29 protein-coding genes and 2 tRNA genes are annotated in these 26424 nt (G+C 55.7%); 12 read left to right on the top strand and 19 right to left on the bottom strand.

Annotated features, from left to right (window positions below):
- Positions 1 to 465: 465 nt before the first annotated feature.
- The 12 genes from ACWB12_RS17180 to murA form a co-directional block, all read right to left on the bottom strand.
- Positions 466 to 540, bottom strand: a tRNA-Phe gene (locus ACWB12_RS17180).
- Positions 541 to 623: 83 nt separating this feature from the next.
- Positions 624 to 806 carry a DNA gyrase inhibitor YacG gene (locus tag ACWB12_RS17175; protein WP_479531325.1) on the bottom strand — a complete coding sequence of 61 codons (183 nt, stop codon included), beginning with the start codon at positions 804 to 806 and terminating at the stop codon, positions 624 to 626.
- The gene (locus ACWB12_RS17170; RefSeq protein ID WP_479531324.1) at positions 803 to 1843 is read right to left on the bottom strand and encodes a ribonuclease E/G; all 1041 of its coding nucleotides are present in this window, start codon (positions 1841 to 1843) and stop codon (positions 803 to 805) included. The genes ACWB12_RS17175 and ACWB12_RS17170 overlap by 4 nt, the downstream gene beginning before the upstream one ends.
- Positions 1840 to 2424 (bottom strand): Maf family protein, encoded by a 585-nt coding sequence (locus tag ACWB12_RS17165; protein ID WP_479531323.1) that lies wholly within the window; start codon positions 2422 to 2424, stop codon positions 1840 to 1842. The genes ACWB12_RS17170 and ACWB12_RS17165 overlap by 4 nt, the downstream gene beginning before the upstream one ends.
- 3 nt (positions 2425 to 2427) lie before the next feature.
- Positions 2428 to 2646, bottom strand: a complete 219-nt coding sequence (infA, locus tag ACWB12_RS17160; protein ID WP_007205486.1) for a translation initiation factor IF-1 — start codon at positions 2644 to 2646, stop codon at positions 2428 to 2430.
- Positions 2647 to 2715: 69 nt separating this feature from the next.
- A complete protein-coding gene (locus ACWB12_RS17155; protein ID WP_479531322.1) occupies positions 2716 to 2955 on the bottom strand; it encodes a hypothetical protein in 240 nt (79 codons plus the stop codon).
- Entirely contained in the window at positions 2946 to 3611 is a 666-nt protein-coding gene (locus tag ACWB12_RS17150; protein WP_479531321.1) for a nitrilase-related carbon-nitrogen hydrolase, read from the bottom strand. The genes ACWB12_RS17155 and ACWB12_RS17150 overlap by 10 nt, the downstream gene beginning before the upstream one ends.
- On the bottom strand, positions 3608 to 4096 hold the full coding sequence (locus ACWB12_RS17145) for an arsenate-mycothiol transferase ArsC (protein ID WP_479531320.1): 489 nt from the start codon (positions 4094 to 4096) through the stop codon (positions 3608 to 3610). Before ACWB12_RS17145 ends, ACWB12_RS17150 begins: the two co-directional genes overlap by 4 nt.
- 3 nt (positions 4097 to 4099) lie before the next feature.
- Positions 4100 to 4582 carry a UPF0262 family protein gene (locus tag ACWB12_RS17140; RefSeq protein ID WP_479531319.1) on the bottom strand — a complete coding sequence of 161 codons (483 nt, stop codon included), beginning with the start codon at positions 4580 to 4582 and terminating at the stop codon, positions 4100 to 4102.
- Positions 4575 to 5879 (bottom strand): histidinol dehydrogenase, encoded by a 1305-nt coding sequence (hisD, locus tag ACWB12_RS17135; protein WP_479531318.1) that lies wholly within the window; start codon positions 5877 to 5879, stop codon positions 4575 to 4577. The genes ACWB12_RS17140 and hisD overlap by 8 nt, the downstream gene beginning before the upstream one ends.
- A 3-nt stretch (positions 5880 to 5882) precedes the next feature.
- Positions 5883 to 6362: a DUF2948 family protein gene (locus ACWB12_RS17130; RefSeq protein WP_479531317.1), complete on the bottom strand. Its 480-nt coding sequence runs from the start codon at positions 6360 to 6362 to the stop codon at positions 5883 to 5885.
- Positions 6355 to 7626, bottom strand: coding sequence for a UDP-N-acetylglucosamine 1-carboxyvinyltransferase (gene murA / locus ACWB12_RS17125; RefSeq protein WP_479531316.1), 1272 nt, complete (start codon positions 7624 to 7626; stop codon positions 6355 to 6357). Before murA ends, ACWB12_RS17130 begins: the two co-directional genes overlap by 8 nt.
- 249 nt (positions 7627 to 7875) lie before the next feature.
- On the opposite strand from murA, the gene ACWB12_RS17120 reads away from it, so the two are divergent.
- The 10 genes from ACWB12_RS17120 to ACWB12_RS17075 all read left to right on the top strand — a co-directional run bounded on the left by ACWB12_RS17120 (position 7876) and on the right by ACWB12_RS17075 (position 17518).
- A tRNA-Thr gene (locus ACWB12_RS17120) sits at positions 7876 to 7950 on the top strand.
- A gap of 251 nt (positions 7951 to 8201) precedes the next feature.
- Positions 8202 to 9620 (top strand): type II and III secretion system protein family protein, encoded by a 1419-nt coding sequence (locus tag ACWB12_RS17115; protein WP_479531315.1) that lies wholly within the window; start codon positions 8202 to 8204, stop codon positions 9618 to 9620.
- Between the two features lie 4 nt (positions 9621 to 9624).
- Entirely contained in the window at positions 9625 to 10293 is a 669-nt protein-coding gene (locus ACWB12_RS17110; RefSeq protein ID WP_479531314.1) for an OmpA family protein, read from the top strand.
- Between the two features lie 583 nt (positions 10294 to 10876).
- Entirely contained in the window at positions 10877 to 12124 is a 1248-nt protein-coding gene (locus ACWB12_RS17105) for a CpaE/TadZ family protein (protein ID WP_479531313.1), read from the top strand.
- Positions 12125 to 12144: 20 nt separating this feature from the next.
- Positions 12145 to 13587 (top strand): CpaF family protein, encoded by a 1443-nt coding sequence (locus tag ACWB12_RS17100; RefSeq protein ID WP_479531312.1) that lies wholly within the window; start codon positions 12145 to 12147, stop codon positions 13585 to 13587.
- A gap of 5 nt (positions 13588 to 13592) precedes the next feature.
- Positions 13593 to 14561: a type II secretion system F family protein gene (locus tag ACWB12_RS17095; protein WP_479531311.1), complete on the top strand. Its 969-nt coding sequence runs from the start codon at positions 13593 to 13595 to the stop codon at positions 14559 to 14561.
- A 12-nt stretch (positions 14562 to 14573) separates the two neighbouring features.
- On the top strand, positions 14574 to 15557 hold the full coding sequence (locus tag ACWB12_RS17090; protein ID WP_479531310.1) for a type II secretion system F family protein: 984 nt from the start codon (positions 14574 to 14576) through the stop codon (positions 15555 to 15557).
- Between the two features lie 3 nt (positions 15558 to 15560).
- Positions 15561 to 16130 carry a tetratricopeptide repeat protein gene (locus ACWB12_RS17085; protein WP_479531309.1) on the top strand — a complete coding sequence of 190 codons (570 nt, stop codon included), beginning with the start codon at positions 15561 to 15563 and terminating at the stop codon, positions 16128 to 16130.
- Positions 16131 to 16160: 30 nt separating this feature from the next.
- Positions 16161 to 17018, top strand: coding sequence for a tetratricopeptide repeat protein (locus ACWB12_RS17080; RefSeq protein ID WP_479531308.1), 858 nt, complete (start codon positions 16161 to 16163; stop codon positions 17016 to 17018).
- Positions 17018 to 17518, top strand: a complete 501-nt coding sequence (locus ACWB12_RS17075) for a prepilin peptidase (RefSeq protein ID WP_479531307.1) — start codon at positions 17018 to 17020, stop codon at positions 17516 to 17518. Before ACWB12_RS17080 ends, ACWB12_RS17075 begins: the two co-directional genes overlap by 1 nt.
- A gap of 5 nt (positions 17519 to 17523) precedes the next feature.
- On the opposite strand, the gene ACWB12_RS17070 is transcribed toward ACWB12_RS17075, so the two are convergent.
- Positions 17524 to 19152: a hypothetical protein gene (locus ACWB12_RS17070; protein ID WP_479531306.1), complete on the bottom strand. Its 1629-nt coding sequence runs from the start codon at positions 19150 to 19152 to the stop codon at positions 17524 to 17526.
- A gap of 157 nt (positions 19153 to 19309) precedes the next feature.
- On the opposite strand from ACWB12_RS17070, the gene ACWB12_RS17065 reads away from it, so the two are divergent.
- On the top strand, positions 19310 to 20620 hold the full coding sequence (locus tag ACWB12_RS17065) for an ATPase (RefSeq protein ID WP_479531305.1): 1311 nt from the start codon (positions 19310 to 19312) through the stop codon (positions 20618 to 20620).
- Complete coding sequence (locus tag ACWB12_RS17060) at positions 20620 to 21414, top strand: crotonase/enoyl-CoA hydratase family protein (protein ID WP_479531304.1); 795 nt, start codon at positions 20620 to 20622, stop codon at positions 21412 to 21414. The genes ACWB12_RS17065 and ACWB12_RS17060 overlap by 1 nt, the downstream gene beginning before the upstream one ends.
- On the opposite strand, the gene folD is transcribed toward ACWB12_RS17060, so the two are convergent.
- From folD to ACWB12_RS17030, 6 genes are all read right to left on the bottom strand, one after another.
- Positions 21411 to 22313 (bottom strand): bifunctional methylenetetrahydrofolate dehydrogenase/methenyltetrahydrofolate cyclohydrolase FolD, encoded by a 903-nt coding sequence (gene folD / locus ACWB12_RS17055; RefSeq protein WP_479531303.1) that lies wholly within the window; start codon positions 22311 to 22313, stop codon positions 21411 to 21413. The two genes, ACWB12_RS17060 and folD, sit on opposite strands and share 4 nt — an antisense overlap.
- Positions 22314 to 22331: 18 nt before the next feature.
- On the bottom strand, positions 22332 to 22862 hold the full coding sequence (locus ACWB12_RS17050) for a hypothetical protein (RefSeq protein ID WP_479531302.1): 531 nt from the start codon (positions 22860 to 22862) through the stop codon (positions 22332 to 22334).
- Positions 22786 to 23235: a tetrahydrofolate dehydrogenase/cyclohydrolase catalytic domain-containing protein gene (locus tag ACWB12_RS17045; protein ID WP_479531301.1), complete on the bottom strand. Its 450-nt coding sequence runs from the start codon at positions 23233 to 23235 to the stop codon at positions 22786 to 22788. Before ACWB12_RS17045 ends, ACWB12_RS17050 begins: the two co-directional genes overlap by 77 nt.
- Positions 23236 to 23239: 4 nt before the next feature.
- A complete protein-coding gene (locus tag ACWB12_RS17040) occupies positions 23240 to 24916 on the bottom strand; it encodes a formate--tetrahydrofolate ligase (protein WP_479531300.1) in 1677 nt (558 codons plus the stop codon).
- A gap of 119 nt (positions 24917 to 25035) precedes the next feature.
- Positions 25036 to 25635, bottom strand: coding sequence for an MOSC domain-containing protein (locus ACWB12_RS17035; RefSeq protein ID WP_479531299.1), 600 nt, complete (start codon positions 25633 to 25635; stop codon positions 25036 to 25038).
- Between the two features lie 24 nt (positions 25636 to 25659).
- Positions 25660 to 26382: a methyltransferase domain-containing protein gene (locus ACWB12_RS17030; RefSeq protein WP_479531298.1), complete on the bottom strand. Its 723-nt coding sequence runs from the start codon at positions 26380 to 26382 to the stop codon at positions 25660 to 25662.
- Positions 26383 to 26424 lie beyond the last annotated feature (42 nt).

Here is a 26424-nt window from a genome sequence, read left to right as displayed (position 1 = left end):
TATTTCTACTGTTGAATTTTCAATTTTTATACCAGTTTCGAAGCCTGAAATTGCATTGCAGTCAAGCCTTACGTTGCCGCTGTTTTTGATGAATATCCCTGCAGAACCTGATTTGTTTTCCTTCTTGCTCAATGGAGCATTCCTTCTCGCCTGAGGCACTGGACTAAAACCTTATTGTTCAAGATTTGAAAACTAAGTTCTGGCTGGCAACTCGTTCTTTTCGAGTGCACATTTAATCGAAGATACTTAGGCTTGAATTAAATGGTTCTAGGTTGATAACGAATTCTAGTTTATCGCAATTAGCAGCGCGACACAACGCGCAGGAAAGTTCTGAATTCAAAAACCTCATACCCCAGCCCACATTCACCCGTTAGAATTCCAAATTTGGTGTGTCAAAGGTAGCGTCAATCTGTGTCAAACGTAGCGGCGCGCCACAGCATTACCCATATATATCAGAAAGTTTTATGGTGCCCGGGGGCGGATTTGAACCACCGACACGAGGATTTTCAGTCCACTGCTCTACCCCTGAGCTACCCGGGCACGGGTGAACGCAAATTCACGTTCGGGTCGCGGTGTTCTAGACGCGGGTCGCGCGGGTGTCCAGAGGGATTTCATGAAAAAGATCAGTGTGGCCCATGTGGTAACTTTTCCAGCGCAGTCTCGGCCTCGTCTATGTCCTCGGCTGTGTCAGCGGGAACCGCGTAGGAGCCGTTAAACCAGCGGCCCAAATCCACATCTGCGCAGTGTTTGGAGCAAAACGGGCGATACGCCGTCACGGTTTGTTTTTTACAGATCGGGCAGGTCATTTTGGCAACCCATCGCGCACAGGTAGGCGTTCGCGTTTGCGTTGCAATTCATAATGCCCCAGCGGGGTCCAGCCAACCAGTGAAGTGTCAATCGTATCGGCACGAAAGGCGTTGCGCAGGGCGTTTTCAAACTGCTTGCGGTCTTTCTTGGCCATCGGGGCCAGATCCAGCGTGATCTGCCCGCCCAAGCCCCGCAGGCGCAACTGGCGGGGCAGTTCACGCGCACAGGCCAGATTGGCCTTTAGCCCTGCGGCGGGCGATGTATCGCCGCCCGTGTTCACATCCACCGCCACCAACGCGCGGGTCGGCTCGACATAGATCGACGCCCCACCGCTCAAGGTCACATGGGTGGTTTCCAGCTCCACCAGCGCGTCCAGCACGCCGTGGTCCTCGAATGACCCCTCATTGCTGGCCACAACATCCGGCGCATCCCAGTCCCGCCAACCCAGATGATGCGCATCAGGGCCGTCCATCAACAGTTCGGGCGCGTTGCCCTCGGCCCCTGCCATCACCTCAGTGGCAGCGCCCCGCATATCGGCGATGTCTTCTTCAATATCATCAGCATCTGCGCCGTCACAGGACGACCGCAAGATCATCCCGTAATCCGAACCATCCATACCGATATTAGCGATTTCCAACAAACGGTCGCGTTCATCCTCGTCACGGATGGCGCGCGAGATATTCAAGCCGGGTGCATCCGGCGTCACAATGGCATAGCGGCTTTTGAACAGCACTTTGTGGGTGACCGGCACCGCCTTTCCGCCCTCGGCATAACCCGTAACCTGCACCAACAATGCTTGCCCCGGACGCAAGCCCTTGCCTTGACGCAAAAACGCCGTTGCACCATCGGGCAGGCGCAGCATCATGCCGCCCTGTCCCTTTAGCGGGCGATCCGCAATCGCGCGGTATATCGCACCGGGGGTCGGGGCCGATCCATCAGGTGCAGACAACAGCAAATCTTGCAACCGCCCCTCGACCATCAAAGCCGCCGCCGCGCGCCCGTTGATATGATCCAGTGCAACCAATGTGCCCTTCATGACCAGCCTTTCAGCAGCGGATAACCCGCCGCGCGTAACAATTGTGCGGTTTCCACCGCGGGCAAACCGCGCACCGCGCTAAATGACCCGCTGATCCACGGAATAAACGCGCCCGCTGGCCCCTGAATGTCATAACCACCCGCCTTGCCGCACCAATCATCGCTGGCCAGAAACGCGTTCAGTTCATCGTCTGACAGACGTTTCATCTGAACTGTGGTCACCACATCGCGTTCCCACACCTTGTCACCACGTTTTACCGCAATCGCGGTAATCACCTTGTGACGTCGCCCCGCCAGCGCCAGTAGAAATTCCGCCGCCTGCCCCGCATCATCGGGTTTGCCCAATATGCGGCGGCCCAGCGCCACAGTGGTATCGGCGCATAGCACGATTTCGTCAGCCGTGGCGGTCACCGCCAACAGCTTCTCTCGCGCCATCCGGACACAATAGGGACGTGGGAGTTCGCCCGAAATGGGGGTTTCATCAATATCGGGCGGGCGAACGTCATCCGCCACCACCCCGATTTTTGCCAGCAGTTCCACCCGTCGCGGACTACCAGAGCCCAGAACAAGCCGAACAGTCATAGCTTACTTAAAGCGGTAATTGATGCGGCCCTTGGTCAGGTCATAAGGCGTCATTTCGACTTGCACCTTATCCCCCGCCAGAACGCGGATCCGGTTCTTGCGCATTTTACCTGCCGTATGCGCGATGATCTCATGGCCGTTTTCCAACTCGACCCGAAATGTCGCATTTGGCAGGAGTTCCTTTACGACGCCGGGAAATTCGAGCAGTTCTTCCTTAGCCATGGTCTATCCTTGTGTTATCCGCCCACCATAGTGTGAGCGAGGCTTAGATGCGCCTAAATCGCTAGGTTTTCAAGAGGCATTCGCCCCCATCGCCATAATAGTGACCGTAGCGACACGGGCAGATTGTTCCTTCCAATGGGCAACATTGCGCACACGCCCCTCTTTGCGGACAATGCGGACTGCCCCAAGTGACACATTGCCGTAAATCCAACCGGGCACATTCATCGCACCCTCGGCAATGACTCCGGCATCGGGAAACCCTGTATCAGGTGGGCCATAAATTGCCGCAGCACCCGTATTCATTGGCACAACCGGATTCCACGGCGCCTCCCCCGTGGTTGGTGAATGAACCACCACGCACTGGCTCTCCAGCGCCCGTGCCATCGCCCCGATCCGCACCCGCCAGATCCTGACACCTGTTCAGTATTTGACGGCACCAGCAAGATTTCAACGCCTGCCTGAACCAGCGCGCGCGCCAGATCAGGGAATTCGCAATCATAGCAGATGATCACTCCGATTTTGCCCAGCGCCGTGTCAAAAACGGTCAGTGGGCCACCCGTGCGCACATCCATCGGGTCTCGCTCGCCGCAGGTCATGATTTGTTTGTCCTGATGCCCCAAAATGCCTGTTGGCGCATAGAACGTCGCCCGATTACTTGGTCTGCTATCACCTTCATAACACGGGCCACTGGCCCCGAGGATATGGACATTGTGTTTGGCCGCAAGGCGTACATGCAGCCGGTCAACCTGATCGGAATACCCGTCAACCGCACGCATGCTGGCTTCCATATCGCCTGCAACTTGCACACCGGCAATCGAGGCAAGCTCCATCGCTCCGTATTCGGGAAACACCAGCAATTCGGCACCTTCTACTGCTGCCTCGGCCACCCATTCGGTTATTTTTGCCTCGTAAGACTCCCAGTTGTCGTGCCAGTCGATTGGATAGGTTGCCGTTGCGATTTTCATTCCTTGCTCTCCTCACCGTCCTCAACCGGCGGACCAAACCGCGCCAACAGCTTGGTTTTGATCTGATCGCGAGTCTGGCGGTACGACATCAATTTGGCCTCGCGCCCCTCGCCCAATCCGGTCGGGTCCAGAACGGGCCAGTATTCCACCTCCAGATGATAATACCGCGTCAAATCAAGCGCGCGGCGCTGGCTGGCGGGCGACAGGCACACCACCAGATCAAAACCAGACAAATCATCGCCCCACTCTTGCATCTGATCAAAGGATCGCGCCCTATGGCGGGATAATTCCACCCCTAACTCCTGACACACGGCTATCGCAAACCCGTCGATTTCCAGATCACTTTTCACCCCCGCCGATTGCACGTAAATCGACTGGCCATACAATTGTTTCATCATCCCTTCGGCCATTGGTGAGCGCACTGAGTTATGGTCACAACAAAACAACACTGAGGTGATGGGGGGGGGGGGAGTGCTGTTGCTCATCCGCTACCCACCAAAATGCAGAACGCAAATCAGGGTGAACAGGCGGCGCGCGGTGGCGATGTCAACAACCGCTTTGCCCTCCAGCCGTTCTTGCAACACCCGCCCGCCCTCATCGTGGATACCGCGCCGTGCCATATCGATGGTCTCGATCTGGCTGGGGGGCAGTTTTTTCACCGCATCAAAGTAGCTTTCACAGATCAGGAAATAATCTTTCACCACTTGGCGAAACGGGCCCAGTGACAGATGGAATTCACCGGCCTGATCCGCAGCCTCGGTTGCCACCTCGATCACCAGACGCCGCTCGCGGATTGCCAGTGTCAACCGATACGGGCCTTGGGGCGGCACCAGATCGCCACGGGTGGGCAGCGCAAAGCTGTTCTCTTCCAGCAGATCGAACACCGCAACCTTGCGCTCTTGCTCAATCTCGGGCGTAGGCGCCGGTAGGCCGCTGTCGTCAATCTCGATATGGCTGATGCGGTCAGTCATTGTTCAGCCGATCCAGGCGCGCCCGAACAGACAAGCCGTGCGCCTCTAAACTCTCGGAAATTGCCAGCCGTTCGGCCGCAGGGCCGATGGCGGCAAGCGCTTCGGGTGTCATTTTAGACAGCGTGGTGCGTTTCAGGAAATCCATCACCGACAGGCCGGATGAGAACCGTGCGGACCGCGCCGTGGGCAGCACATGGTTCGGCCCGCCAACGTAATCGCCAATCGCTTCGGGCGTCCATGCGCCGATGAATATCGCACCGGCGTGTTTCACCTTGGCGGCCATCGCGTCCGCATCCGCGACACACAGCTCCAGATGCTCGGGCGCAATCCGGTCGGACAAAACCACCGCCTCGTCCATATCCTGCACCGTAATCACCGCGCCAAAGTCACGCCAGCTGGGTCCGGCAATTTCGCGCCGCTCGAGCGTTTCCAGCCGCGCCTCAACGGCAGCCGCCACCTGCTGGCCAAACCCCGCATCATCCGTGATCAGGATCGATTGCGCGCTTTCATCGTGCTCGGCCTGTGACAGTAGATCAACCGCGATCCAGTCCGGCTCGTTATTGCGATCCGCAATCACCAGAATTTCGCTGGGCCCCGCGATCATATCAATGCCGACCTTGCCAAACACCCGCCGTTTCGCTGCGGCGACAAAGGCATTGCCCGGCCCTGTAATCTTATCGACCGCCGCGATGGTTTCGGTGCCATACGCCAGCGCCGCTATCGCTTGCGCGCCGCCAATCCGGTAGATGGTATCAACACCCGCAATACGCGCTGCCAGCAACACCAGCGGGTTGCAAATGCCGTCCGGCGAGGGCACGGTAATCGCCAGCCGCTCCACCCCTGCCACCTTGGCCGGAATGGCGTTCATCAAGACTGACGATGGATATGACGCCAACCCACCGGGCACATACAGCCCCGCCGCCGATACCGGCCCCCAGCGCCAACCCAGTGTGGCACCAACCTCGTCGGTCCAGCTGGCATCTTCCGGCATCTGGCGGATGTGATAGGCGCGAATACGCTCCGCTGCCAGTTCCAGCGCCGCACGATCCTCGTCGGAGACCTTGGCGCATTCCGCCTTGATTTCCTCAGGCGTGAACGCCAAAGTTTCGGGCGTCAGTTCAAACCGGTCAAACTTGGTGGTCAACTCGATCACCGCCGCATCACCGCGCGTCCGCACATCGGCAATGATGTCCGCAACCACGGCGTCCACATCAGGCGAATCCTCGCGTTTGGTGGTCAGAAAGGCGGCAAAACCAGCCTCGAAATCGGCGTCGGTGGTGTTCAGAAATAGTGGCATAGCCTACTCCGGATGGTGTGGTGCGTGTTTTGATGGGGCAACATAGGGGCGCGTTACATCTTTTAGTGCCACATCCAGACATTCCACATCCAGCGCGATCACGCCATCGCCCGCAAGGGTCATAGTGATACGGCCTGTGCCGTCTTTGCCCGCCTCGAATGTGATCGACAGCAGCGACATCACCGTATCAGCATCGCCGCGCTCGACCCCTTGGGACTGAACCTTGACCACATCGTTGATCACCAGCACTGATTGCACCCGTTCAAAGGCACGTTTGCGCGCATCAGCTTTGGCGCGGTCCTCCCAACGAAACCGGTTCAACAGGATGGCAAACCGGCGCTGCCCAGCCTGCCACGTCATTTCGTTGGCCGGAAACACCGCGTCCTGCACCAGTGCGGCCAGAACCTCCAGATCACCTGTATCTTCGGCCCGCAGACGCAGCGGCTCTTCCCTACCATCCTCGAATTTAGCATCTTCAGCCATTTGACTTGATCCGTTCAATCTGTGCGCCAACCCCGCGCAATTTCGCCACCACATGTTCGTATCCGCGGTCCAGATGGTAAACGCGACTGACCACGGTTTCCCCTTCTGCCGCCAGCCCTGCCAAAATCAACGAAACCGAAGCCCGTAGGTCGGTCGCCATCACCGGCGCCCCTTTTAGCTTTTGCACACCGGTCACCGTAGCGTGACCACCGTGGACCTCGATATTAGCCCCCATGCGGACCAATTCAGGCGCGTGCATGAAACGGTTCTCGAAAATCTTTTCTTCCAACACGCTGGTGCCCTCGGCGGTGCAAAGCAACGCCATCATCTGCGCCTGCAAATCGGTTGGAAAACCGGGGAAAGGCTCGGTCACAATATCAACCGCCTTTAGGATGTCGCTGCGCCGCTTCACTTTCAGGCCGCGTTTGGTCTCGGTCACATCCACACCGATCTGGTCCAGTTTTTCAACAAAGGCGCTTAGCAGATTGATACGCCCGCCCAGCAGTTCAACCTCGCCACCCGCAAAGGCAGGCGCCAGCATATAGGTGCCCAGTTCGATCCGGTCGGAGACCACGGGGTGGGTCGCGCCGTGCAAGCGGTCCACACCCTGAATGGTGATACTGGATGTGCCATCGCCCTCGATCTGCGCCCCCATGCGGCGCAGACAATCGGCAAGGTCAACAATCTCGGGCTCGCGTGCCGCATTATTGATCACGGTGGTGCCTTTGGCCAAAGTCGCGGCCATCATCACGTTTTCAGTCGCGCCAACAGATGCAAAATGGAAATCAATCTCGGCGCCCTTTAGGCCGCCTTTAGCTTCGGCATGAAGATAGCCGTCTTTCAATTCAATCACCGCTCCCATCGCCTCAAGCGCTGTGACGTGGATATCCATCGGACGTGCACCAATGGCGCACCCGCCGGGCAGCGAAACAATCGCCTTGCCGTGGCGCGCCAACAATGGGCCCAGCACAAGGTTCGAGGCCCGCATCTTGCGCACAATATCATAATGGGCCAGCGGGTTGTCGGCCCCGTGGCTCGACAGCACCAGAACGCGGCCCTCGTCCAGGCTGGACACTTCGGCCCCCAGCGATTGCAACAATTCGGTCATGGTTTTGATGTCCGACAGGCGCGGCGCGTTGGTCAGCGTCAGCGGTTCTTCTGACAGCAATGTGGCCGGCATCAGCGCCAGACAGGCGTTTTTCGCCCCCGCAATCGGAATTTCCCCATTCAGCGGCCCGCCACCTGTTACAACTATTGAATCCATATTTTACCCTACTCTGCCTTACCTTGCGCCGCGGCGGATGCTTTTCGCCCCCGCGTTTGCGCCTTACGCCTCGCCATATTCGCCTTCAACGCTGCTTTCAATCGCTCATCACGACGGCTGCGCGCTGTGGCCTTGCTTTCTTTGGTAGATTTTCTTTCCATAGGACACTCTCTATAGAAGGCATCGCGGTGGGTCCAGATTGCGCTTGCGTCAAATGCAGATTACGCCTATTGACCCGCCAAACAGCACGCTGCTGTAGCTCAGTGGTAGAGCGCGTCATTGGTAATGACGAGGTCGGGAGTTCAATTCTCCCCAGCAGCACCATTTCCCGCAAACAATGTTCGATTTTGATAATTTCACGATTCAGTCCGTGGCCAATCATCAAAAACAACACTCTATATAGAGTTGAATTCCCGTTTTGCCCCCAGAACTAGCGCAGTGTTGCGACTTATCCACATAAAAAGCACCGACCAAGCGTTTGATTCTTGCAATAAAAACCGGATTCCGGCATGATCACCGGTAATTGGGCGAATATAGACCCGCAATCGAGCTAGTGATCAGAGAGGCAGATCACAATGAAAATGAACAAATTTATCAAGGCAGCCCTATTGGGTTTCGCCGTAAGTGTAACCGCTGTTCCAACAACTGTTGAAGCTGAAACCTTGCGCGTTATGCGCGGGGCGGCATCAAGTGCGCTAAAGGTTCCGATGAACCGCGCAGTTGTGGTCGAAAGCGACGTTCCTTTTGCGGAACTCTCTATCGCCAATCCCGGGATCGCGGATATTTCCACCCTTTCAGACCGCACTATATATGTGTTGGGCAAATTGCCCGGGCGCACAACACTGACCCTTTTGGGCGGTGACGGTCGGCTGATCACCAATGTCGAGGTGCAAGTCACCCCCGATATAACCGAATTCAAGGAACGCCTGCGTCAAATCTTGCCAGGCGAGCAAATCGAAGTGCGCACAGCAAATGACGGCATCGTTCTTTCGGGAACAGTTTCCAGCATTGCCCGTCTGGATCGCGCGCTTGATCTGGCTGAACGCTATGCGCCCGAACGTGTTTCCAACCTGATGAGCGTCGGCGGCACCCAGCAAGTAATGCTAAAGGTGCGGTTTGCTGAAATGCAACGCACAGTCAGCAAACAGCTATCAGCTGGTTTAATGGTTAACGGTATTGGCTCCACCCTGTCCGGCTCTATCGGGGCTGGCGCTGGTGCGCTTATTCCCAATACGGCCATTGGTTCAGCGGCATCGACGCAGTTGAACCTGAACAGCGCAGCAGTTGGTCAAGCGGCCATCGGCTTTAGCGTTGGGTCTACCCAATTCGGCGTGTTGCTGGAAGCCCTTGAGAGCAAAGGTGTTGTCCGCACATTGGCGGAACCGAACCTGATTGCCCTATCCGGCCAAGAGGCTACATTCTTGGCAGGTGGCGAATATCCGGTGCCTGTTTCACAGGATAACGGCACCATCTCGGTTGAATATAAACCCTTCGGTGTCGCGCTTAACTTTACTCCGCGCGTGGTTGATGGTGATAAGATCAACCTGTCGCTCACGGCTTCGGTCAGCTCGATCGACCCGACCAATAGCTTCACTTCGGGCAGTTTCAAGATTGACGCCTTTCGCAAGCGCGAAACCTCGACCACAGTTGAAATGCGTGACGGCGAAAGTTTTGCCATCGCAGGCCTGCTTCAGGATGATTTCCGTGATCTAAACAGTCAGGTGCCGTGGTTAGGTGACCTTCCCATCCTGGGTGCCCTGTTTCGCAGCACGGAATACAAGCGTGAACAGTCCGAGTTGGTGATTATCATTACGGCGCATCTGGTGACCCCCACACGGGGCGAGGCACTTGCACTACCAACGGATCGTATCCGCGTGCCAACTGAATCCGAACTGTTCCTATTTGGCAAAGTTGCCGGCAAAACACCAAAAGGTGCTGCCGGAGAAGTTGCACGGCAGGATTTCAGCGGTTCCTACGGCTATGTGATGGAGTAAGACAATGAGCACTTATCTAAAACAAGTCCTGATCGTCGCAGCAATGACCTCTTTGGCAGCTTGCGCATCAAATACCGACTCTATGCGGGCATTTAACTCCGGAGCGGGGAGCCAGCTTGATGAAGGTGGGTTTGGCAACCCGACGATGAACAATATGCTGATCCAGACCGGCCAGAGATCATATGCTATCAATCTGGCGAACAAGTTTGCATCCCAAGTGCCCGCGACAGTGAACTTCCCCTTCAACAGCTCGCGGCTTGATGCCTCGGCACAGGCCTCGCTTCGCAAACAGGCCAACTGGATCAAACAATTCCCCGAAGTTCGCTTCCGCGTTTACGGCCATACCGATCTTGTTGGTGGCAACGCTTTTAACAAACGCCTGGGTTTGCGCCGCGCCCGTGCTGTTGTCAGCTACCTGACATCTCAGGGAATTAGCCGCAGCCGGCTTGAGGCGGTTGCCTCATTCGGTGAAACACAGCCCTTGGTCGTAACTTCCGGCAGGGAGAGACGCAACAGGCGCACCGTTACCGAGGTTTCCGGTTTTGTTCAGAACCACCCGATGGTTTTGAACGGGAAATACGCCCAAGTTATCTACCGTGAATATGTTGAAAGTGCCACTGAGCCAACAACAGTGCCTGAAATCATTGGCGCGGAAGTTGCTACCAACAACTAACGCGCTCCTGTTATAAATGGCTATGAAACTGGCCCGCCCGCCCCTCGACCAGGGGAAACAGGGCGGGCCTTTTCATTTCAGCCGTCCCCACACTTAGTGCGTGTCGCATTTATCCGGATTCAGACATTCATCCGGTAGGTCGAGGCAGCCCTTGCAAGGCAAAACGCGTTCGCCCTGCCGGTGAATACGTTTTAATGCGACATGCTATTAACCAACATGTGTAGAAACCCGACTACGCGCATTGTAGCTTAATCAGAGACAATTCATCATTTGTTAATAACAATGAATCCGCAGAATTTCGGGAAAACCCCCTGCCCGATACCGATCAGAGCCATATTTTACAGGCATATCCTAATCAAACCTTAATAAAGTGACTACCAAACGAATTATTCTATTTGCCGAACAATTACGGCTTTTTAGCCCTAATGTTGCCAAGATTGTAAGTCACTTTCCATTCAAAGGAAAAAAACCGTGCGCGAATGAGTCGTGGGCATGGGCGATAGTGGAAGAGACCAGGTGAGCAGTAACCAACTGGTTTTATTGTAAAAACCACCGTCGCTTAGTATAAGAAGGAAAGAGGCAAATGGAGAACAGCGCTATGCTACAGCCAGAATCGGCACCAATAGTAGCCTGCACGGTTTCGCGTGACGTATCTAATTTTGATCTGTTGATCGAGGATATGGAAGCAGAACTGGGCGAAAGCTGGGGGGATCTAACATTCGAGGATGCAAAAGCATTTTTGAAGCAGCCCGATGCGGATTCACTGGAATTTATTGCAATCGCAGTTGATGATCAGGACGAAGAAGACCTGACATTGATTGGAAGCCTGATTACAACGGCCAGTGACAAAGGCATCAAGGTTATTCTGATCGCCGAAGAAGTCAGCCCGATTGCCCTGCACCAGTTATTGCGCCTTGGGGCCAATGATTTCATCCCCTACCCGCTTCCGGATGGTGAATTGCACGAAGCAATCGAACGGATGCAGGCCCCCGAAGTTGTCGCCGAAGCCCCCGTGCCCGACGAAATGAAAACAACAATCAAAGCAACAGGCGACCGTAACGGGGTTGTTTTGCCGGTTCACGGTTTGGCAGGCGGCACTGGTGCCTCCACTCTGGCCGTTAATCTGGCTTGGGAATTGGCCACTATCGATAAAGATAACGCCCCGCGCGTGTGTTTGCTGGATTTTGATCTGCAATTTGGCTCGGTCTCGACATTTCTAGACCTGCCGCGCCGTGAGATCATTTATGAACTGCTGTCGGACACCGAAGCGATGGACAGCGAAAGCTTCATGCAGGCTTTGCTGACTTATAACGAAAAATTGCACGTTCTGACGGCTCCCTCCGATATGTTGCCGCTGGATTTGGTTAGCTCAGAGGACATCAACCGCATCATCGACATGGCGCGGGCGAACTTTGATTATGTCGTCATCGACATGCCATCCACGCTGGTTGCCTGGACCGAAGCGGTGCTTAATCAGGCTCACGTCTATTTTGCAACGCTGGAACTGGACATGCGCAGCGCCCAAAACGCATTGCGTCTGATCAGGGCGCTCAAGGCTGAAGAACTCCCTTATAAAAAACTGCGTTTCGTGCTGAACCGCGCGCCAAAGTTCACCGATCTGAACGGTAAATCCCGTGTCAAACGTCTGGCCGAAAGCCTGGACATTGATATCGAATTGCAAATGCCCGATGGCGGCAAGCAGACTGTCCAGGCCGGCGATCATGGCCTGCCAATGGCCGAAAGCGCCGCAAAAAACCCGCTTCGCAAGGAATTCACAAAGCTTGCAAAATCGGTTCACGACCTAAACCAATCTGCCGACACCGGTAAGTAATATAGAAAAGGGAAGCCAGTATGTTCTCGCGATATAAGAAATCTGAAGGCAACGCCTCCTCGGCCAAGCCCGTTGCGGCGGCCAAAGCTGCGACTATGCCCGCGACCCAGCCAGTCGAGAAGATAAAAAGCCTGCGCAAGGCCCCTATGGCTCAAACATCAATTGCGCCTGCGGACAAAGAGGTAAAGCGCAAAGAGCGTCTGGCCGAAGTCCGGCTGGAACTACACAAGGAACTGCTGGACAACCTGAACCTGTCGGCGCTGGAAAACGCATCCGAGAAGGATCTGCGCGCCGAAATCAACGCCATCGCATCAGAAGCGCTGGAAGAAATGAGCGTGGTTCTAACCCGCGACGAGCGTGCCCACCTTTATCAGGAACTGTTTGACGAAGTAACGGGCCTTGGCCCGATCGAGCCGCTTTTGAAAGACGAAACTGTCAATGATATTCTGATCAACGGCCCGCAACAGATTTTCGTCGAGCGTGAGGGCAAGCTGGAACTGAGCACCATCACCTTCAAGGATGAAAAGCACTTGATGCGGATCATCGACAAGATTGTATCGGCCGTTGGCCGTCGCGTGGATGAATCCAACCCCTATGTGGATGCCCGTCTGGCCGATGGATCGCGTTTCAACGCGATGGTGCCGCCGATTGCTGTGGATGGATCACTGGTTTCCATTCGTAAGTTTAAGAAAGATAAGCTGGGCATTGATGATCTGGTATCCTTTGGCGCCTTTTCCGAGGAAATGGCCGCATACCTGCAGGCCGCAGTTGCGTGCCGCTTGAATATCATCGTATCGGGCGGGACGGGTTCTGGTAAAACGACCACCCTGAACGCGCTGTCCTCATTTATTGACAACGCCGAACGCATCCTGACGATCGAGGATACGGCCGAGCTTCAACTCCAACAAACCCACGTTGGCCGGATGGAGAGCCGCCCGCCAAACGTTGAAGGCAAAGGCGAGGTTTCGCCGCGGGATTGTATGAAAAACGCCCTGCGGATGCGTCCTGACCGGATTATCGTGGGGGAGACGCGTGGCGAAGAAGTTATCGACATGCTGCAAGCCATGAACACCGGCCACGACGGGTCAATGACCACAATCCACGCCAACTCGGCACGCGATGGTGTGTCGCGGATGGAAAACATGATTGCGATGGCGGGCATCGAAATGCCGCTCAAGGCCGTTCGCAGCCAGATTTCATCGGCTGTGAACCTGATCGTTCAGGCCAGTCGTTTGCAGGATGGTTCGCGCCGGATGACATCCATCACCGAAATCACCGGCATGGAGGGCGACGTTATTTCCATGCAGGAAGTTTTCAAATTCCAGCGCGTCGGCCTGACACCGGAAAACAAAATCCTTGGGCATTTCACCGCCACAGGCGTTCGTTCGCATTATTCCGAACGGTTCCGCATGTGGGGCTATGATTTGCCTGCATCCCTATTTGAACCCTTTGCGGCGGAGTAAACACAATGTCCATTAACGCAGAATTCATCATCTACGGCCTGATCTTTATTGCCGTGCTGTTGCTCGTCGAGGGAATATACCTGACAGTCTTTGGCAAATCTATCAGCCTGAACAGCAAAGTGAACCGCCGGTTGGAAATGCTGGAAAAGGGCGGGCAACGAGAGCAGGTTCTGGACAAGCTGCGCAAAGAGATGGGCCAGCACCTAAAGGCCAACTCGATCCCGTTATATTCGATCCTGGCCCGAAAGGCACAAAGGGCCAACATCGCTTTCTCGCCAATGCAGCTGATTATGCTGATGGTCGGGCTTGGGGTGCTTGCCTTTATTGGCATGGCCGTCGGCACCAGCACCTCACCACCGGTCCGCGCGGCCCTTTCGGTTGCGATGGGTATTGGTTCGGTCTTTGTCTGGGTCAACAACAAGGCCAAAAAACGTATTGCCATGCTGGAAGAACAACTGCCTGATGCAATTGAACTGATGGTGCGCTCATTGCGTGTTGGTCATCCGTTCACCGCGACCTTGGCCATTGTCGCCAAAGAAATCCCCGATCCATTGGGCACCGAAATGGGCGTGATCGCCGACGAAAGCACCTATGGCCGTGATGTGGGCGAGGCCCTGAAAGACATGGCTGAACGGATCGAAATACAGGATATACGCTTCCTTGCGGTGGCGGTGACGATCCAGCAACAATCGGGCGGTAATCTGGCCGAAATCCTGCACGGGTTGTCCAAGGTGATCCGCTCGCGCTTCAAACTGTTCCGCCAAGTGAAAGCGATTACAGCCGAGGCAAAATGGTCAGGCTCGTTCCTGTCCGGATTCCCGTTGCTGGCACTGATCGGCATCAATCTAGCGAAACCGGACTATTATGACGAAGTTATGGAAACACCCTATTTTGTTCCTGCTGCTCTGGTGGTGGCCGCGTTTTTGATCGTCAATATTTTCGTTATGAAAATGCTTGTGAATATTAAAGTATAAGGGGAAACGATCATGGGTTTTCTAGAATCAATCAACACTACTCTCACCGATAACTTCGGCGAATTCGGACCACTGTTGGCTGTCGGCATATTGGGCATGTTCCTGATGCTGCTGACGCTTCCTATTCTAATGAACAAGAAAGAGGATCCGCTGGACAGGATGCGTAAAACAAACGCCGCCCGTAATGCCCAGATGGGTGCCGAAACCAAATTGCGCCAAGCGCAGGGCACAGACAAGCTCGATAAATACGCCAACTTTCTTGAGCCACAGGACGAGGAAGAGTATTCCGCGATCCGCCTGAAACTGTTGCAGGCTGGATATCCGTCAAAAACGGCTGTTCGCACCTACCACTTTATGCAATTTATCCTTGGCTTGGGTTTGTTGGCTGCAGGTACTGTTTATGCTTTGACGCTGGGCGCGACTGATGACCAAACAACAAAATCGATGGCTCTCAGCATCCTAATTCCGGGTGTAGTCGGGTATATGGCCCCGAAATTCTGGGTAAACAAGCGCAAACAAAAACGCGAAGAGGAAATCATCAACGGCTTCCCAGACGCGCTGGATATGATGCTGGTATGTGTCGAGGCTGGCCAATCGCTGGACCAGTCAATCATTCGCGTTGCCGAAGAAATCCGCGCCGGGTTTCCAGCATTGGCCGATGAATTTTCAATCGTGTCGCAGGAAATGAAGGCCGGTAAGGACCGGATCAGTGTTTTGCGCGATATGTCCGAACGCGTTGGTGTGCCTGATGTGGCCTCGTTCGTGACCGTGTTGATCCAGTCCGCCAGCTTCGGGACGTCGGTTGCCGATGCTTTGCGTGTCTTTTCTGCCGAAATGCGCGATAAACGCGTGATGCGGGCCGAAGAAAAGGCAAACAAGTTGCCAACCAAAATGACACTCGCCACAATGATGCTGACATTGCCACCGTTGCTGATCATTCTGATTGGCCCCTCGGTTTATGGCATGTCTACCATGTTGGCAGGTGCGAGTTTTTAATGGATGAAACAAAAATGGGTGGGTCTCATACTGGCGCTTAGCCTTACAGCCGCCTGCGATTCCGCGGGCGGTTTTGGCCGTTCAGATGGCAACCCTTACGCCCCCACAGGACACCCGACCCGCAAAGCATCCGTTGACGGGCTGATTGTCGGGCATCGCCTGATGGCGGCTGGCGAATACGAGCTGGCGCTCAAGGCTTACTACCGCGCGGCCGGAAAGCTGGGCCTGAATGCCGATATCTACAGCGCCCTTGGGTCGGCCAACCTGAAACTCGGGCGTCTTGGTCAAGCCGAGAAACTGTTACGCCAAGCCGTGGACGAGGACGCGAAATTTGCCCCTGCATGGAACAATCTGGGCGTTGTTATGATGGAACGTGGCAAAACTGGCGAAGCAATGCGTGTCTTTCAGACCGCATATGCACTGGATAGTGGCGAAAGTGACTCCATTCGTGACAATTTACGCTTGGCTATCGCAAAAACCAATCAAACCGAGTATGTTAACGATGATGATAATAATAATTTCTCGTTGGTGCGGCGAGGAAACGGGGAATACCTGCTTCTTTCCACACCATAAGAAGGTTCGAGCAGCAAAAAGGACGCACAAATGCGCCACCCTATTCTTGTTTCCCTGTGCCTGACAGGTGCGCTAGCACTGTCGGCATGTGAAAAACCAGGCAACGCCAATGTAAACCGCACCCTCAAGGACCTGAACGTCATTGATGAAAGCAATCTAAGCAATATCATGCTGACCGTTGCCGATCCAAACGAGGCCGTGACCTATTTTCGTAAAGCCAGCGCTGACAATCCCGACCGGATTGACCTGCAACGCGGGCTGGCCAAATCCCTGATCCGCGCCAAACACCCTACTCAGGCTGTGGCCGCGTGGACCAAGGTTGTCGCGCACAAAGACAACACAAACGAGGACCGCGTTGAACTGGCCGATGCCCTGATCCGTTCTGGGGAATGGAAAAAAGCCAAGGCTGAACTGGATCGCGTGCCGCCAACCCACGAAACATTTAAGCGCTACCGGCTCGAGGCGATGGTTGCCGACAGCAATCAGGACTGGAAAAAAGCCGACAGTTTTTATGAAACCGCTATTGGCCTGACCACTAATCCGGGCAGTGTGCTAAACAACTGGGGCTATTCCAAATTGACCCGTGGTGATTACAAGGACGCAGAACGTCTGTTTGGCGAGGCGCTGTCCTATGACAAAGACCTATTCACCGCCAAAAACAATCTGGTTCTGGCGCGGGGGGCGCAACGTAATTACACCCTGCCCGTCATCCCAATGTCCCAGGTTGAGCGGGCGCAATTGCTGCACTCGCTGGCCTTGACTGCTATCAAACAAGGTGACGTCACCACCGGCAAAGCCCTATTGAAAGACGCAATCGACACCCACCCGCAACATTTCGAGGCAGCTGTTCGTTCGCTAAGTGCGTTAGAGAACAACGTAACCAACTAATGGAAATGGCAATTACAGCATCGTCCGCCCTGTGGTTTTTGCCCTTTGCAATTCCCATTGCGATCTGGGTCGCCTGGAGCGACATGAAGTTCATGAAAATTCCCAACATGGCCGTTCTGGCCCTGTTTGCGGTGTTTATCGGTGTTGGCCTGATTGCCCTGCCCTTTGAGGTCTACACATGGCGACTGCTGCATCTGGTGGTGATACTGGCCATCGGGTTTGTGTTTAGCGCCATTGGGTCTTTGGGGGCTGGTGACGCCAAATTTGCCGCCGCAATGGCCCCTTTTGTGGCATGGGGCGATGCTGCACGAATGGCCTATCTGTTGTCGGCTGTTATCATTGCCGCACTGATCACCCACCGTTTATTCCAGCGCAGCAAGGCGATGCGCAAGCTTACGCCAAACTGGGAAAGCTGGGACAATAAGGACTTTCCAATGGGTCTTGCCCTAGGTGGCACACTGATTGCTTATCTGACGCTCGGCGTGGTTTACGGCTCGTAACCTTATTATTGGCGCTCAATATCCAGCAATACATATAATGGCGTGCGGCGAATTTCCTTCAGGGTCACATCCGTCCGTGCGGCAATCGCCTCTATCACCGTTTTGCGGATGCCTTGTTCGGCCGGACACAGCGGCACCAGCACGTAATCGGCACTACGGAACCCCGGCAGCCCGCCGTAATACCAAGGGGCACCATTGATCAGCGGTTCCAGATCGCCAAACAGCCAATGGCTCGAAAACATATCTGCTACAAACAGACGCTTGCCCTGCGCCAGACCCGCCTGCTCCAGATCTTGCACAATGCTGCCAATCCAGCCAGGCAAACCCAGTTTCAACTCGCAATCCGGCAATGGTTCCCCCAGCAGCATAACCGCATCTTCGCGCCCCGCCGCGTCAGTCAGATGTTCCAGCCCTGATCCGTCCCCGTCCAGCGCCACACGCCCGTCCAGCCGCCAGACCCGCAGCGATATCGCCTGCAAATCCCGATGCCGGTCGTCGCGCAACATGATCGATTCATAATCCGCCGTGTTCAGGCCGAAATGGCGCAACGGGCTGTAGGCCAGATTGATAAATGTCGGGGCAGACAGGGCAAAGGCCCCAACGGCTACCATCGTTAACGCACCGCGCATATCCCAGCCCGCGCTATTATCTCCAGCACTGTCTGGGCGCAGCGTTATCAGCAAAATTGCCAGCATCGGCAACCATTGCGGATCATTGCCGAAATTCTGAAAGGTGACGTAAAAGAATCCCGGCACCAGCAACAACAGCGCCACACCGCCAATGGCTTCGCCCGACCGGCGCAGTAACATAATGCCGGCAAAGGCAAGCACCGATCCGGCCAGATACGCAGGTGACGCAACAATCACACCCAGCGGCAACCCAGGTTGCGGGCGTACGTCTGAACGCGCAACCAGCATCAAATCCGCCATATAGGCCTGCCAAAACGCAAATCCGGTAAACAGGGTAACAATACCGGCAATCACCAGCCCGGTAACAACGGCAACACCCAGCGTCCGGTATGATTTTCGCATCGCCAAAGCTACAATGATCGCAGGGGTGAACGCGGCGAAATAGGTGACTTTGATCAACATCAGTGCCGCCATGCAAATGCCTAGGATCATACCGTCAACACCTTGGCGTTTCGGCCCCAGTGCTGGCAATAACGCAATCGCGATTGCTACAAATGAAATCGCCCAGGCCCAACGATTATAATGCATCGAAATCGAGATCGAACTTTCCGACAGCCCAAAGGCCAGCGCCGTGGCCAGAACAATAACCAGCATACCAAACAGATAGGGCATAGCGCCGCGCATCCGGCTAACACCAACCCACCAAGCCGCGGGCAGCAGCACCGCCCCCATAGCAATCTGCGCATAGATTACCGCATGGCCAACGCCCATGCCCTGCCCAACCAAAAAGGCAATCGGCGCATAGGCCAGCGCCCCGATCGGCGTCATAAAATCAAGGTGCGGCCACTGACCCGCGTCCATCCGGAACACGATTTGCAGCAAATGCAGCGTGTCGGCCTCGTGTTTGGCAATGTATAGACCACCCTTTAGCGCGGCCAATCCACCCATCACCCCCAGCACAATCGCTAAAAACCCGAATAATTTTGCAGGATTTGGTCTGCTCATCCCCGCCCCCGTTACCGTTTGTTAATTTTTTAGCAACATTAGCGGGCAAACGTAGCATATGTAAAAGCCAAAGGCGGTTTTTGTTGTCCAATCGCACGATCAGCGATAGAATCGCCACAAAATATAAGAAACAGCCCTTAGCAGAACAGGTATAACCATGAATATGGAAACATCAGGCGTTACCGCCCCCCCCGCCCCGCGTCGTATGAACGAGATGAACCTCTCGATGGTGATGATGCGCGACATCTTATTGAAAACCATGTTTCGCCAGAATCTGGAAATGGTCTCGGATGTTGCGGGGGCCATCTGCCTGCCCATTCCAGTGACGCAGGAATTGCTCGATCTGGCCCGTGGACAGAAATTGCTAGAGGCCACCGGCACATTGCATGCCGGTACAGGCGGTGAAATGGGTTATCAGTTGACTGAAGCTGGCAAATCCCGCACCCTGGATGCCCTGTCGCAATCCGAATATTACGGTGCGATGCCGGTGCCACTCGACGTTTACAAAGAACAGGTTGAACGCCAATCAATCAGAAACATCCAGATCACCCGCGACCAGCTGCTTGGCGCGATGGGGCATCTGATCTTGCCTGATGATCTGCTGGACCAGCTTGGCCCTGCGGTAAGTTCGGGGCGATCCGTCTTGATGTATGGACCGCCAGGCAACGGTAAATCCGCCATCTCGAACGGTATCCGCGATGCGCTGGGGGATAAAATATTCGTGCCCCGCGCGCTGGAATACGCAGGGCAAGTGATCACCGTTTATGACCCGATTGTGCACAGCGCCGCCGAGGAACAGGTGGATGACCCCAACTCCTTGCGCCGTACCGGCAACCGCTATGACACGCGTTACGTCCGTTGTGAACGGCCCACGGTTATTACCGGCGGTGAGTTGACGCTCGAGATGCTCGATCTGGTCTATAACCCGACCGCACGCACCTATCAGGCGCCTTTACAGTTAAAATCAACTGGCGGCGTATTCATCGTGGATGACCTTGGACGACAGGCCGAGCCACCACAGGCGCTGATCAACAGATGGATTGTTCCACTGGAAGAAGGCAAAGACATCCTTGCGCTGCAATCGGGTGAAAAATTCGAGGTGCCGTTTGACACATTGGTGATCTTCTCGACCAACTTCCACCCGAACAAGATTTTCGATAAAGCGGCCTTGCGCCGGATTTTCTTCAAAATCAAAATTGATGGGCCGATCCAGGAGGATTACCTGAAAATCTTTGCCATGGTCGCGCGCAAGAAAAAGATCGCGCTGGACGAGGCCACATTGGTGCATCTGCTGAAAAAGAAATATCCAACCATTGATAATGTCTATGCCAATTATCAGCCGATATTCCTGATCGACCAGATGATCGCAGTTTGCGACTTTGAAGGCATTCCGCACCAGATGCGCCCTGATCTGCTGGATCGGGCATGGGCCAATATGTTCGTGGAAGAGTCTGAAATCATTCACTAATGGGAAACCGCGCCTCCATAGAAGTGGCGGGTGGCATTGCCAACGTCACGCTGACTCGCGCCGAAAAACGCAACGCGCTCGATCTGGATATGATCACCGCGATTGTTGACGCGGGTGAAGGCCTGATGGGACGGCGCGATGTCAGGGCCGTGGTGCTGGCGGGTGATGGTCCTGCGTTTTCCGCTGGGCTGGACACAGGCACCTTTCAATTGCTGATGGCCGAGGTCGCCAAGGCGGGCGGCATCATGACCCGCACGCATGGCCAATCCAACCTGTTTCAACGCGCCGCAATGGTCTGGGCCGACCTGCCGATGCCGGTGATCGCTGCGGTGCATGGCTATGCCTATGGTGGCGCGTTCCAGATCATGCTGGGCGCTGACATCCGCGTCGCAGCCCCCGACACGCAGTTTTCCATTATGGAGGGCAAATGGGGGCTGATACCCGATATGGGCGGCATGGTTTTGATGCGCCGACTGGCCCGTGGCGATGTGATCCGCCGCCTGACCTATACCGCTGAAGTGTTTGGTGCGGCGGATGCCCTGAACTGGGGCTTTGTCACCGAACTTGCCGATGATCCGCTGAAACGTGCCCATTCACTGGCCACCGAGATCGCCAATCGCAGCCCAGACGCGGTACGCGAGGCCAAAGCAATGATCCGCGCCACAGAACTGATCCTCGAGGATGAAGTTTTACTACTGGAATCCGCCGCCCAAGGGCGTCTGATTGGCAGCCCCAACCAGATCGAGGCGCTAATGGCGGGGTTTGAAAAACGCATCCCGAATTTCAAAGACTAAACGGTCAACCCTTCAGGCTCTTCCAACCCGTTGGCGCGGCTACAGGCCGTGACCGTGTTGGCCAGCAAACAGGCAATCGTCATTGGCCCAACCCCACCTGGAACCGGCGTGATCGCGCCCGCAACCTGTGATGCGGATGCAAAATCCACATCCCCCACCAGCCGCGTTTTACCTTCGCCTTTTTCCGGTGCATCAATCCGGTTGATGCCCACATCAATCACGGTCGCGCCCTTTTTGATCCAGTCACCGGGCACCATTTCGGCCCGCCCCACAGCGGCCACCACAATATCGGCGCGGCGCACCACATCTGGCAAATCCTTGGTGCGCGAATGGGCAATCGTCACCGTGCAACTATCGCCCAATAACAGCGCCGCCATCGGTTTGCCAACAATATTGCTGCGCCCGATCACCACCGCATCCAGACCGGAAAGTGATCCGTGATGCTCGCGCAACATCATCAAACACCCAAGCGGCGTGCAAGGCACCATGCTTTTTTGTCCCGTGGCCAGTTTCCCAACATTGGCAATGCAAAACCCGTCAACATCCTTAGCCGGATCAATCGAATTGATCACCAAATCCTCGTTCAGATGCTTTGGCAGCGGCAATTGCACCAAAATCCCGTGCACAGCCGAGTCATTGTTCAACTGCTCGATCAGCGCCAGCAACTCTGCCTCGCCTGTATCGACATCCAGCTTATGCTCATAGGAATTCATCCCGACCTCGACGGTCATTTTCCCCTTGGAGCGCACGTAAACCTGCGACGCAGGGTCCTCCCCAACCAGCACCACCGCCAACCCTGGCTGAATGTTGTGATCCGCTTTCAGACGCGCAACATGCACCGCTACCTTTTCCCGAACCTTGGCGGCGAATGCCTTGCCGTCGATAATCTCTGCTGTCATTTCATTCTCCATCTAAGGTTACCCTGCGGGTATGGCGTAGGTCTCTCGGTAATGATCCATCTGCATCTTTGTTGCAAGAACCGCGTTTTTCATTAATGTGGCAACGGTCACCGGCCCAACCCCGCTAGGCACAGGCGTGATCCAGCCCGCCACTTCGGCGCAGCTGTCAAAATCTGCGTCGCCAACAGTGCGCAGCCCATCCGGCGTTTCAATCCGGTTGATGCCGATGTCGATCAGCGCAGCCCCCGGTTTCAGCATATCGCCGGTCACCAGACCCGGCTTGCCCACAGCCACAAAAACCGCGTCCGCCCCGCGACTGTGCATCGCCACAGAACGGGTCATGTGGTGGCACACCGTCACCGTCGCCCCCAGCCCCATCAGCAGGAACGCAATCGGTTTACCAACGATTTCGGAATGGCCAATGACAGTCACATCCAGCCCCTCCATTTTCAGCGGCAGGGATTTCAAAATCTCAACCGAAGCCACTGCGGTGCACGGCCCCAGCGCCAGATCGTTGTAAACGATATTGCCGATCGAGGCGGGGTGCATTCCCTCGACATCCTTCAACGGATGCACCGCCTTTTGTAGCGTTTTTTACCGGAATATGTGCCGGTAACGGGCGCTGGATGATGATGCCGTTCACGTTGGGATCAGCATTCAGCCCCTGAATGACGCCAACCAATTGCTCCAGCGAAATTTCCGCGGGGTAGTTGCACGATTCAAAGGAAACTCCAGCAGATTCCGCCTGTTTCCTTTGGTTGCGCACATAGATTTCGGCGGCAGCAGCATCACCAACCGAAATCGACATCAGGCTGGGCTTCCAGCCTGCTGCCACCAGTTCTTTGGCCTCGGCCGCCACTTCTGCACGCAGTTTCGCAGCGATGCCCTTGCCGTCAATGACGGCCGCGCGTGGAGCGTTCATTGACCTAGAACAGCCCCTCGATTTCGCCTGCATCATTCAGATGAATGCCCTCGGCGGCAGGTCGGCTGGGCAGCCCCGGCATGGTCATGATGTCGCCGCAAACCACCACCACAAATCCGGCACCCGCCGACAGGCGCACTTCACGGATCGGGATGGTGTGGCCCGTCGGTGCCCCGCGCAAGGTCGGGTCGGTGCTGAACGAATACTGGGTTTTTGCCATGCAAACCGGCAAGTGGCCATATCCGGCCTCTTCCCAGGCGCGCAGCTGGTCGCGGATTTTCTTGTCGGCGATCACCTCGTCAGCGCGGTAAATGCTTTTGGCAATGCGCTCTATTTTCTCAAACAGGGGCAATTCATCGCGGTAAAGCGGCGCGAATTGCGACACACCGCTGTCGGCAATCTCGGCGACACGCTCGGCCAAATGCTCGGCCCCTTCACTGCCCAACTCCCAGTGCCGCGACAGGATCGCCTCGGCCCCTTGCGACGCCACATAGTCCTGCACCGCCTGCACTTCGGCATCCGTATCGGTGACGAAATGGTTGATCGCCACCACCACAGGCACCCCGAATGATTTCATGTTGCCGATGTGGCGGCCAAGGTTCGGACAACCCGCCTCAACGGCTTCCACATTTTCCGGACCCAGATCCTTGCGGGCCACACCGCCGTTCATTTTCATCGCACGAACCGTGGCTACCAAAACGATGCAATCAGGCGATAGCCCTGCTTTGCGGCATTTGATGTTCATAAATTTCTCGGCGCCCAGATCAGCGCCAAAGCCAGCCTCGGTCACCACATAATCCGCCAGACGCAGGGCGGTGTTGGTGGCAATGACCGAGTTACAGCCGTGCGCGATATTGGCAAACGGGCCGCCATGCACAAAGGCCGGATTATTTTCCAGCGTTTGCACCAGATTGGGCTGCATCGCATCCTTCAGCAGCACGGTCATCGCCCCATCCGCCTGAATATCACGGCAATAGATCGGCTCGCGCTTGCGGGTGTAGGCCACAATGATATCGCCCAGACGCTTTTGCAAATCTTTCAGATTATTGGACAGACACAGAATGGCCATCACCTCCGAGGCCACCGTAATGTCAAACCCGGTCTGGCGCGGGAACCCGTTGGCAACACCACCCAAGCTGGTCACCGTGTCACGCAGGGCGCGGTCATTCATATCCAGAACCCGTTTCCAAACCACACGGCGTTCATCAATTGCCAGATCGTTGCCCCAGTAAATGTGGTTATCGATCATCGCACTCAATAGGTTATGCGCAGACGTGATCGCATGGAAATCTCCGGTGAAATGCAGGTTCATTTCCTCCATCGGCACCACTTGGGCATAGCCACCACCAGCGGCCCCGCCTTTCATGCCGAAACACGGCCCCAATGACGCCTCGCGAATACAAACGGCGGCCTTTTTACCGATCCGGTTCAACCCGTCAGCCAGACCCACAGTCGTTGTCGTCTTGCCCTCGCCCGCAGGCGTCGGGTTGATCGCGGTCACAAGGATCAGCTTGCCTTTGCGGTTGCCTTTGACGCTCTCGATGAATTCCTGACTGACTTTGGCTTTGTCATGGCCATAGGGCAGCAGATGTTCGTTGGGGATGCCCAGTTTCTCGCCAATTTCCTGAATCGGTTTTTTATCGGCTTCGCGGGCAATTTCAATATCGGACTTAAAGCTCATATCTGCGTATCCTTTGAGAGATCATGGCGTCTGTAATTCGACAACCTTACAAGATGCGCATTTGACCGACAGGGTGAATCCGACATTTTCAGCAATAGAATCGTCGCTTTAGTATACCATTATATACCGCGCGCCTGATCCAGATGCGGCCACACAGGTTGGTCCGGAATATGTAGTCTGATTTCGTCGCCCACACGCAACAATCCTTCGCGCTCAACCCAGCCAGTCACGCCTCGCAACCCCTTGGCTGCCTGCTTAAAGGCCCGTCCCTTGTCCGGCATATCCTCGTTAATCACAGGGGCCGGCAGGTTACAGGGGCGGTTTTCCATGTCCACGGTGATCGCGGTGCCGTTATGAGTGATCAGGCGCGAGGCGGGCGGGATCAATGTGAAATCAGGGATGCCCTCAATCACGATCGAAGAGCTGAGCCACGCCGGATCAATCGCATCAATTCCCATGTTCGCGGCAATTACAGCCAGTTCTTCGACCGATACAATGCATATCTGGCGGGTGTTGCGGATTTCAGTGCCGCGCGGATATTGCCCGACCACACGCGAGCATGACGGGCGCGTCAGCCCTGCACGGCTCTCGCCCGCAAAACCCGCGAACGTCAGGGTCATTTCATCCACAGAAATATTGCGCAGCGTATCTTTGCGATCCCTGTTCACCCCGAGCCATGTAATACGACCGGTGAATGCGGTGGGGAGAAGTGCGGGCATCTGCATTGTCCTGTGATTTGAAGTTCAGATCACCAGCGTAAAGAACACCCGCTTGAAAGGAAACAGGACTGATCCATCATTTTCGGGCGGGTAATGGCCCGCTAACGCCGCTTCATACGCCGCGATGAAACATTCCTGCTCCGCCTCGTCCAGTTTTTCTACAATCGGGCGCATCGCGGTGGACTGGGTGAAGTGGCGCACGGGGTGACCCACATCTACAGGGGCAAGGCGCTGGGTATAGTCAGTTTCCCACACATTGACCTCTCCCAAGGGGGCAAGCATCTGTGCATAGACCTGAGGCAGCGCGACAGGGGCCTGCCAGCCGGTGAAATCAAACCTGTCAGGGAACAGGGACCCGGCCACATCACGCAGCGCCAGATGCGATCGCGCCGCAAACTGGCGCGGCATTTGAACCGCCAAAACCCCGTCTTTGGTTAGCATACCGGCAAGACGGACAAACAGCGCGGCGTGATCGGGCAACCAATGGCACAGCGCATTGGAAAAGATCAGCGCAGGTGGCGTATCGGGCAGCCATGTTTCGGCATCCGCTTCAATCAAGGCGCTATAGGCCTCGGTCTCTTGTGCCTTAGCCAGCATCGCGGGCGAGTTATCAACCCCGATCACCCGCCGTCCCTTAAGCCGCAGCGCCAGCGCCGCACCCACGGGCCCGTTACCGCAGCCCAGATCAACCACATCGCCCGCAGGCAGCTCCGGCACCTGCGCCAGTAAATCCATCGCGGGCCGCAAGCGAAAACCCCGAAACTTGGTGTAAGCTTCGGGGTTCCAGTC

The sequence above is a fragment of the Profundibacter sp. genome (assembly GCF_056498605.1).
Note: the sequence above shows the minus strand (reverse complement) of the source record. Positions and strands in the feature narration are given on the sequence as shown.

What these genes read in the sequence shown, in the direction of transcription:
- ACWB12_RS17175 (WP_479531325.1), bottom strand. Translation starts at nt 806, where the DNA reads ATGACCTGCCCGATCTGTAAAAAACAAACCGTGACGGCGTATCGCCCG.
- ACWB12_RS17170 (WP_479531324.1), bottom strand. Translation starts at nt 1,843, where the DNA reads ATGAAGGGCACATTGGTTGCACTGGATCATATCAACGGGCGCGCGGCG.
- ACWB12_RS17165 (WP_479531323.1), bottom strand. Translation starts at nt 2,424, where the DNA reads ATGACTGTTCGGCTTGTTCTGGGCTCTGGTAGTCCGCGACGGGTGGAA.
- infA (WP_007205486.1), bottom strand. Translation starts at nt 2,646, where the DNA reads ATGGCTAAGGAAGAACTGCTCGAATTTCCCGGCGTCGTAAAGGAACTC.
- ACWB12_RS17150 (WP_479531321.1), bottom strand. Translation starts at nt 3,611, where the DNA reads ATGAAAATCGCAACGGCAACCTATCCAATCGACTGGCACGACAACTGG.
- ACWB12_RS17145 (WP_479531320.1), bottom strand. Translation starts at nt 4,096, where the DNA reads ATGAGCAACAGCACTCCCCCCCCCCCCATCACCTCAGTGTTGTTTTGT.
- ACWB12_RS17140 (WP_479531319.1), bottom strand. Translation starts at nt 4,582, where the DNA reads ATGACTGACCGCATCAGCCATATCGAGATTGACGACAGCGGCCTACCG.
- hisD (WP_479531318.1), bottom strand. Translation starts at nt 5,879, where the DNA reads ATGCCACTATTTCTGAACACCACCGACGCCGATTTCGAGGCTGGTTTT.
- ACWB12_RS17130 (WP_479531317.1), bottom strand. Translation starts at nt 6,362, where the DNA reads ATGGCTGAAGATGCTAAATTCGAGGATGGTAGGGAAGAGCCGCTGCGT.
- murA (WP_479531316.1), bottom strand. Translation starts at nt 7,626, where the DNA reads ATGGATTCAATAGTTGTAACAGGTGGCGGGCCGCTGAATGGGGAAATT.
- ACWB12_RS17115 (WP_479531315.1), top strand. Translation starts at nt 8,202, where the DNA reads ATGAAAATGAACAAATTTATCAAGGCAGCCCTATTGGGTTTCGCCGTA.
- ACWB12_RS17110 (WP_479531314.1), top strand. Translation starts at nt 9,625, where the DNA reads ATGAGCACTTATCTAAAACAAGTCCTGATCGTCGCAGCAATGACCTCT.
- ACWB12_RS17105 (WP_479531313.1), top strand. Translation starts at nt 10,877, where the DNA reads ATGGAGAACAGCGCTATGCTACAGCCAGAATCGGCACCAATAGTAGCC.
- ACWB12_RS17100 (WP_479531312.1), top strand. Translation starts at nt 12,145, where the DNA reads ATGTTCTCGCGATATAAGAAATCTGAAGGCAACGCCTCCTCGGCCAAG.
- ACWB12_RS17095 (WP_479531311.1), top strand. Translation starts at nt 13,593, where the DNA reads ATGTCCATTAACGCAGAATTCATCATCTACGGCCTGATCTTTATTGCC.
- ACWB12_RS17090 (WP_479531310.1), top strand. Translation starts at nt 14,574, where the DNA reads ATGGGTTTTCTAGAATCAATCAACACTACTCTCACCGATAACTTCGGC.
- ACWB12_RS17085 (WP_479531309.1), top strand. Translation starts at nt 15,561, where the DNA reads ATGAAACAAAAATGGGTGGGTCTCATACTGGCGCTTAGCCTTACAGCC.
- ACWB12_RS17080 (WP_479531308.1), top strand. Translation starts at nt 16,161, where the DNA reads ATGCGCCACCCTATTCTTGTTTCCCTGTGCCTGACAGGTGCGCTAGCA.
- ACWB12_RS17075 (WP_479531307.1), top strand. Translation starts at nt 17,018, where the DNA reads ATGGAAATGGCAATTACAGCATCGTCCGCCCTGTGGTTTTTGCCCTTT.
- ACWB12_RS17070 (WP_479531306.1), bottom strand. Translation starts at nt 19,152, where the DNA reads ATGAGCAGACCAAATCCTGCAAAATTATTCGGGTTTTTAGCGATTGTG.
- ACWB12_RS17065 (WP_479531305.1), top strand. Translation starts at nt 19,310, where the DNA reads ATGAATATGGAAACATCAGGCGTTACCGCCCCCCCCGCCCCGCGTCGT.
- ACWB12_RS17060 (WP_479531304.1), top strand. Translation starts at nt 20,620, where the DNA reads ATGGGAAACCGCGCCTCCATAGAAGTGGCGGGTGGCATTGCCAACGTC.
- folD (WP_479531303.1), bottom strand. Translation starts at nt 22,313, where the DNA reads ATGACAGCAGAGATTATCGACGGCAAGGCATTCGCCGCCAAGGTTCGG.
- ACWB12_RS17050 (WP_479531302.1), bottom strand. Translation starts at nt 22,862, where the DNA reads ATGCACCCCGCCTCGATCGGCAATATCGTTTACAACGATCTGGCGCTG.
- ACWB12_RS17045 (WP_479531301.1), bottom strand. Translation starts at nt 23,235, where the DNA reads ATGAACGCTCCACGCGCGGCCGTCATTGACGGCAAGGGCATCGCTGCG.
- ACWB12_RS17040 (WP_479531300.1), bottom strand. Translation starts at nt 24,916, where the DNA reads ATGAGCTTTAAGTCCGATATTGAAATTGCCCGCGAAGCCGATAAAAAA.
- ACWB12_RS17035 (WP_479531299.1), bottom strand. Translation starts at nt 25,635, where the DNA reads ATGCCCGCACTTCTCCCCACCGCATTCACCGGTCGTATTACATGGCTC.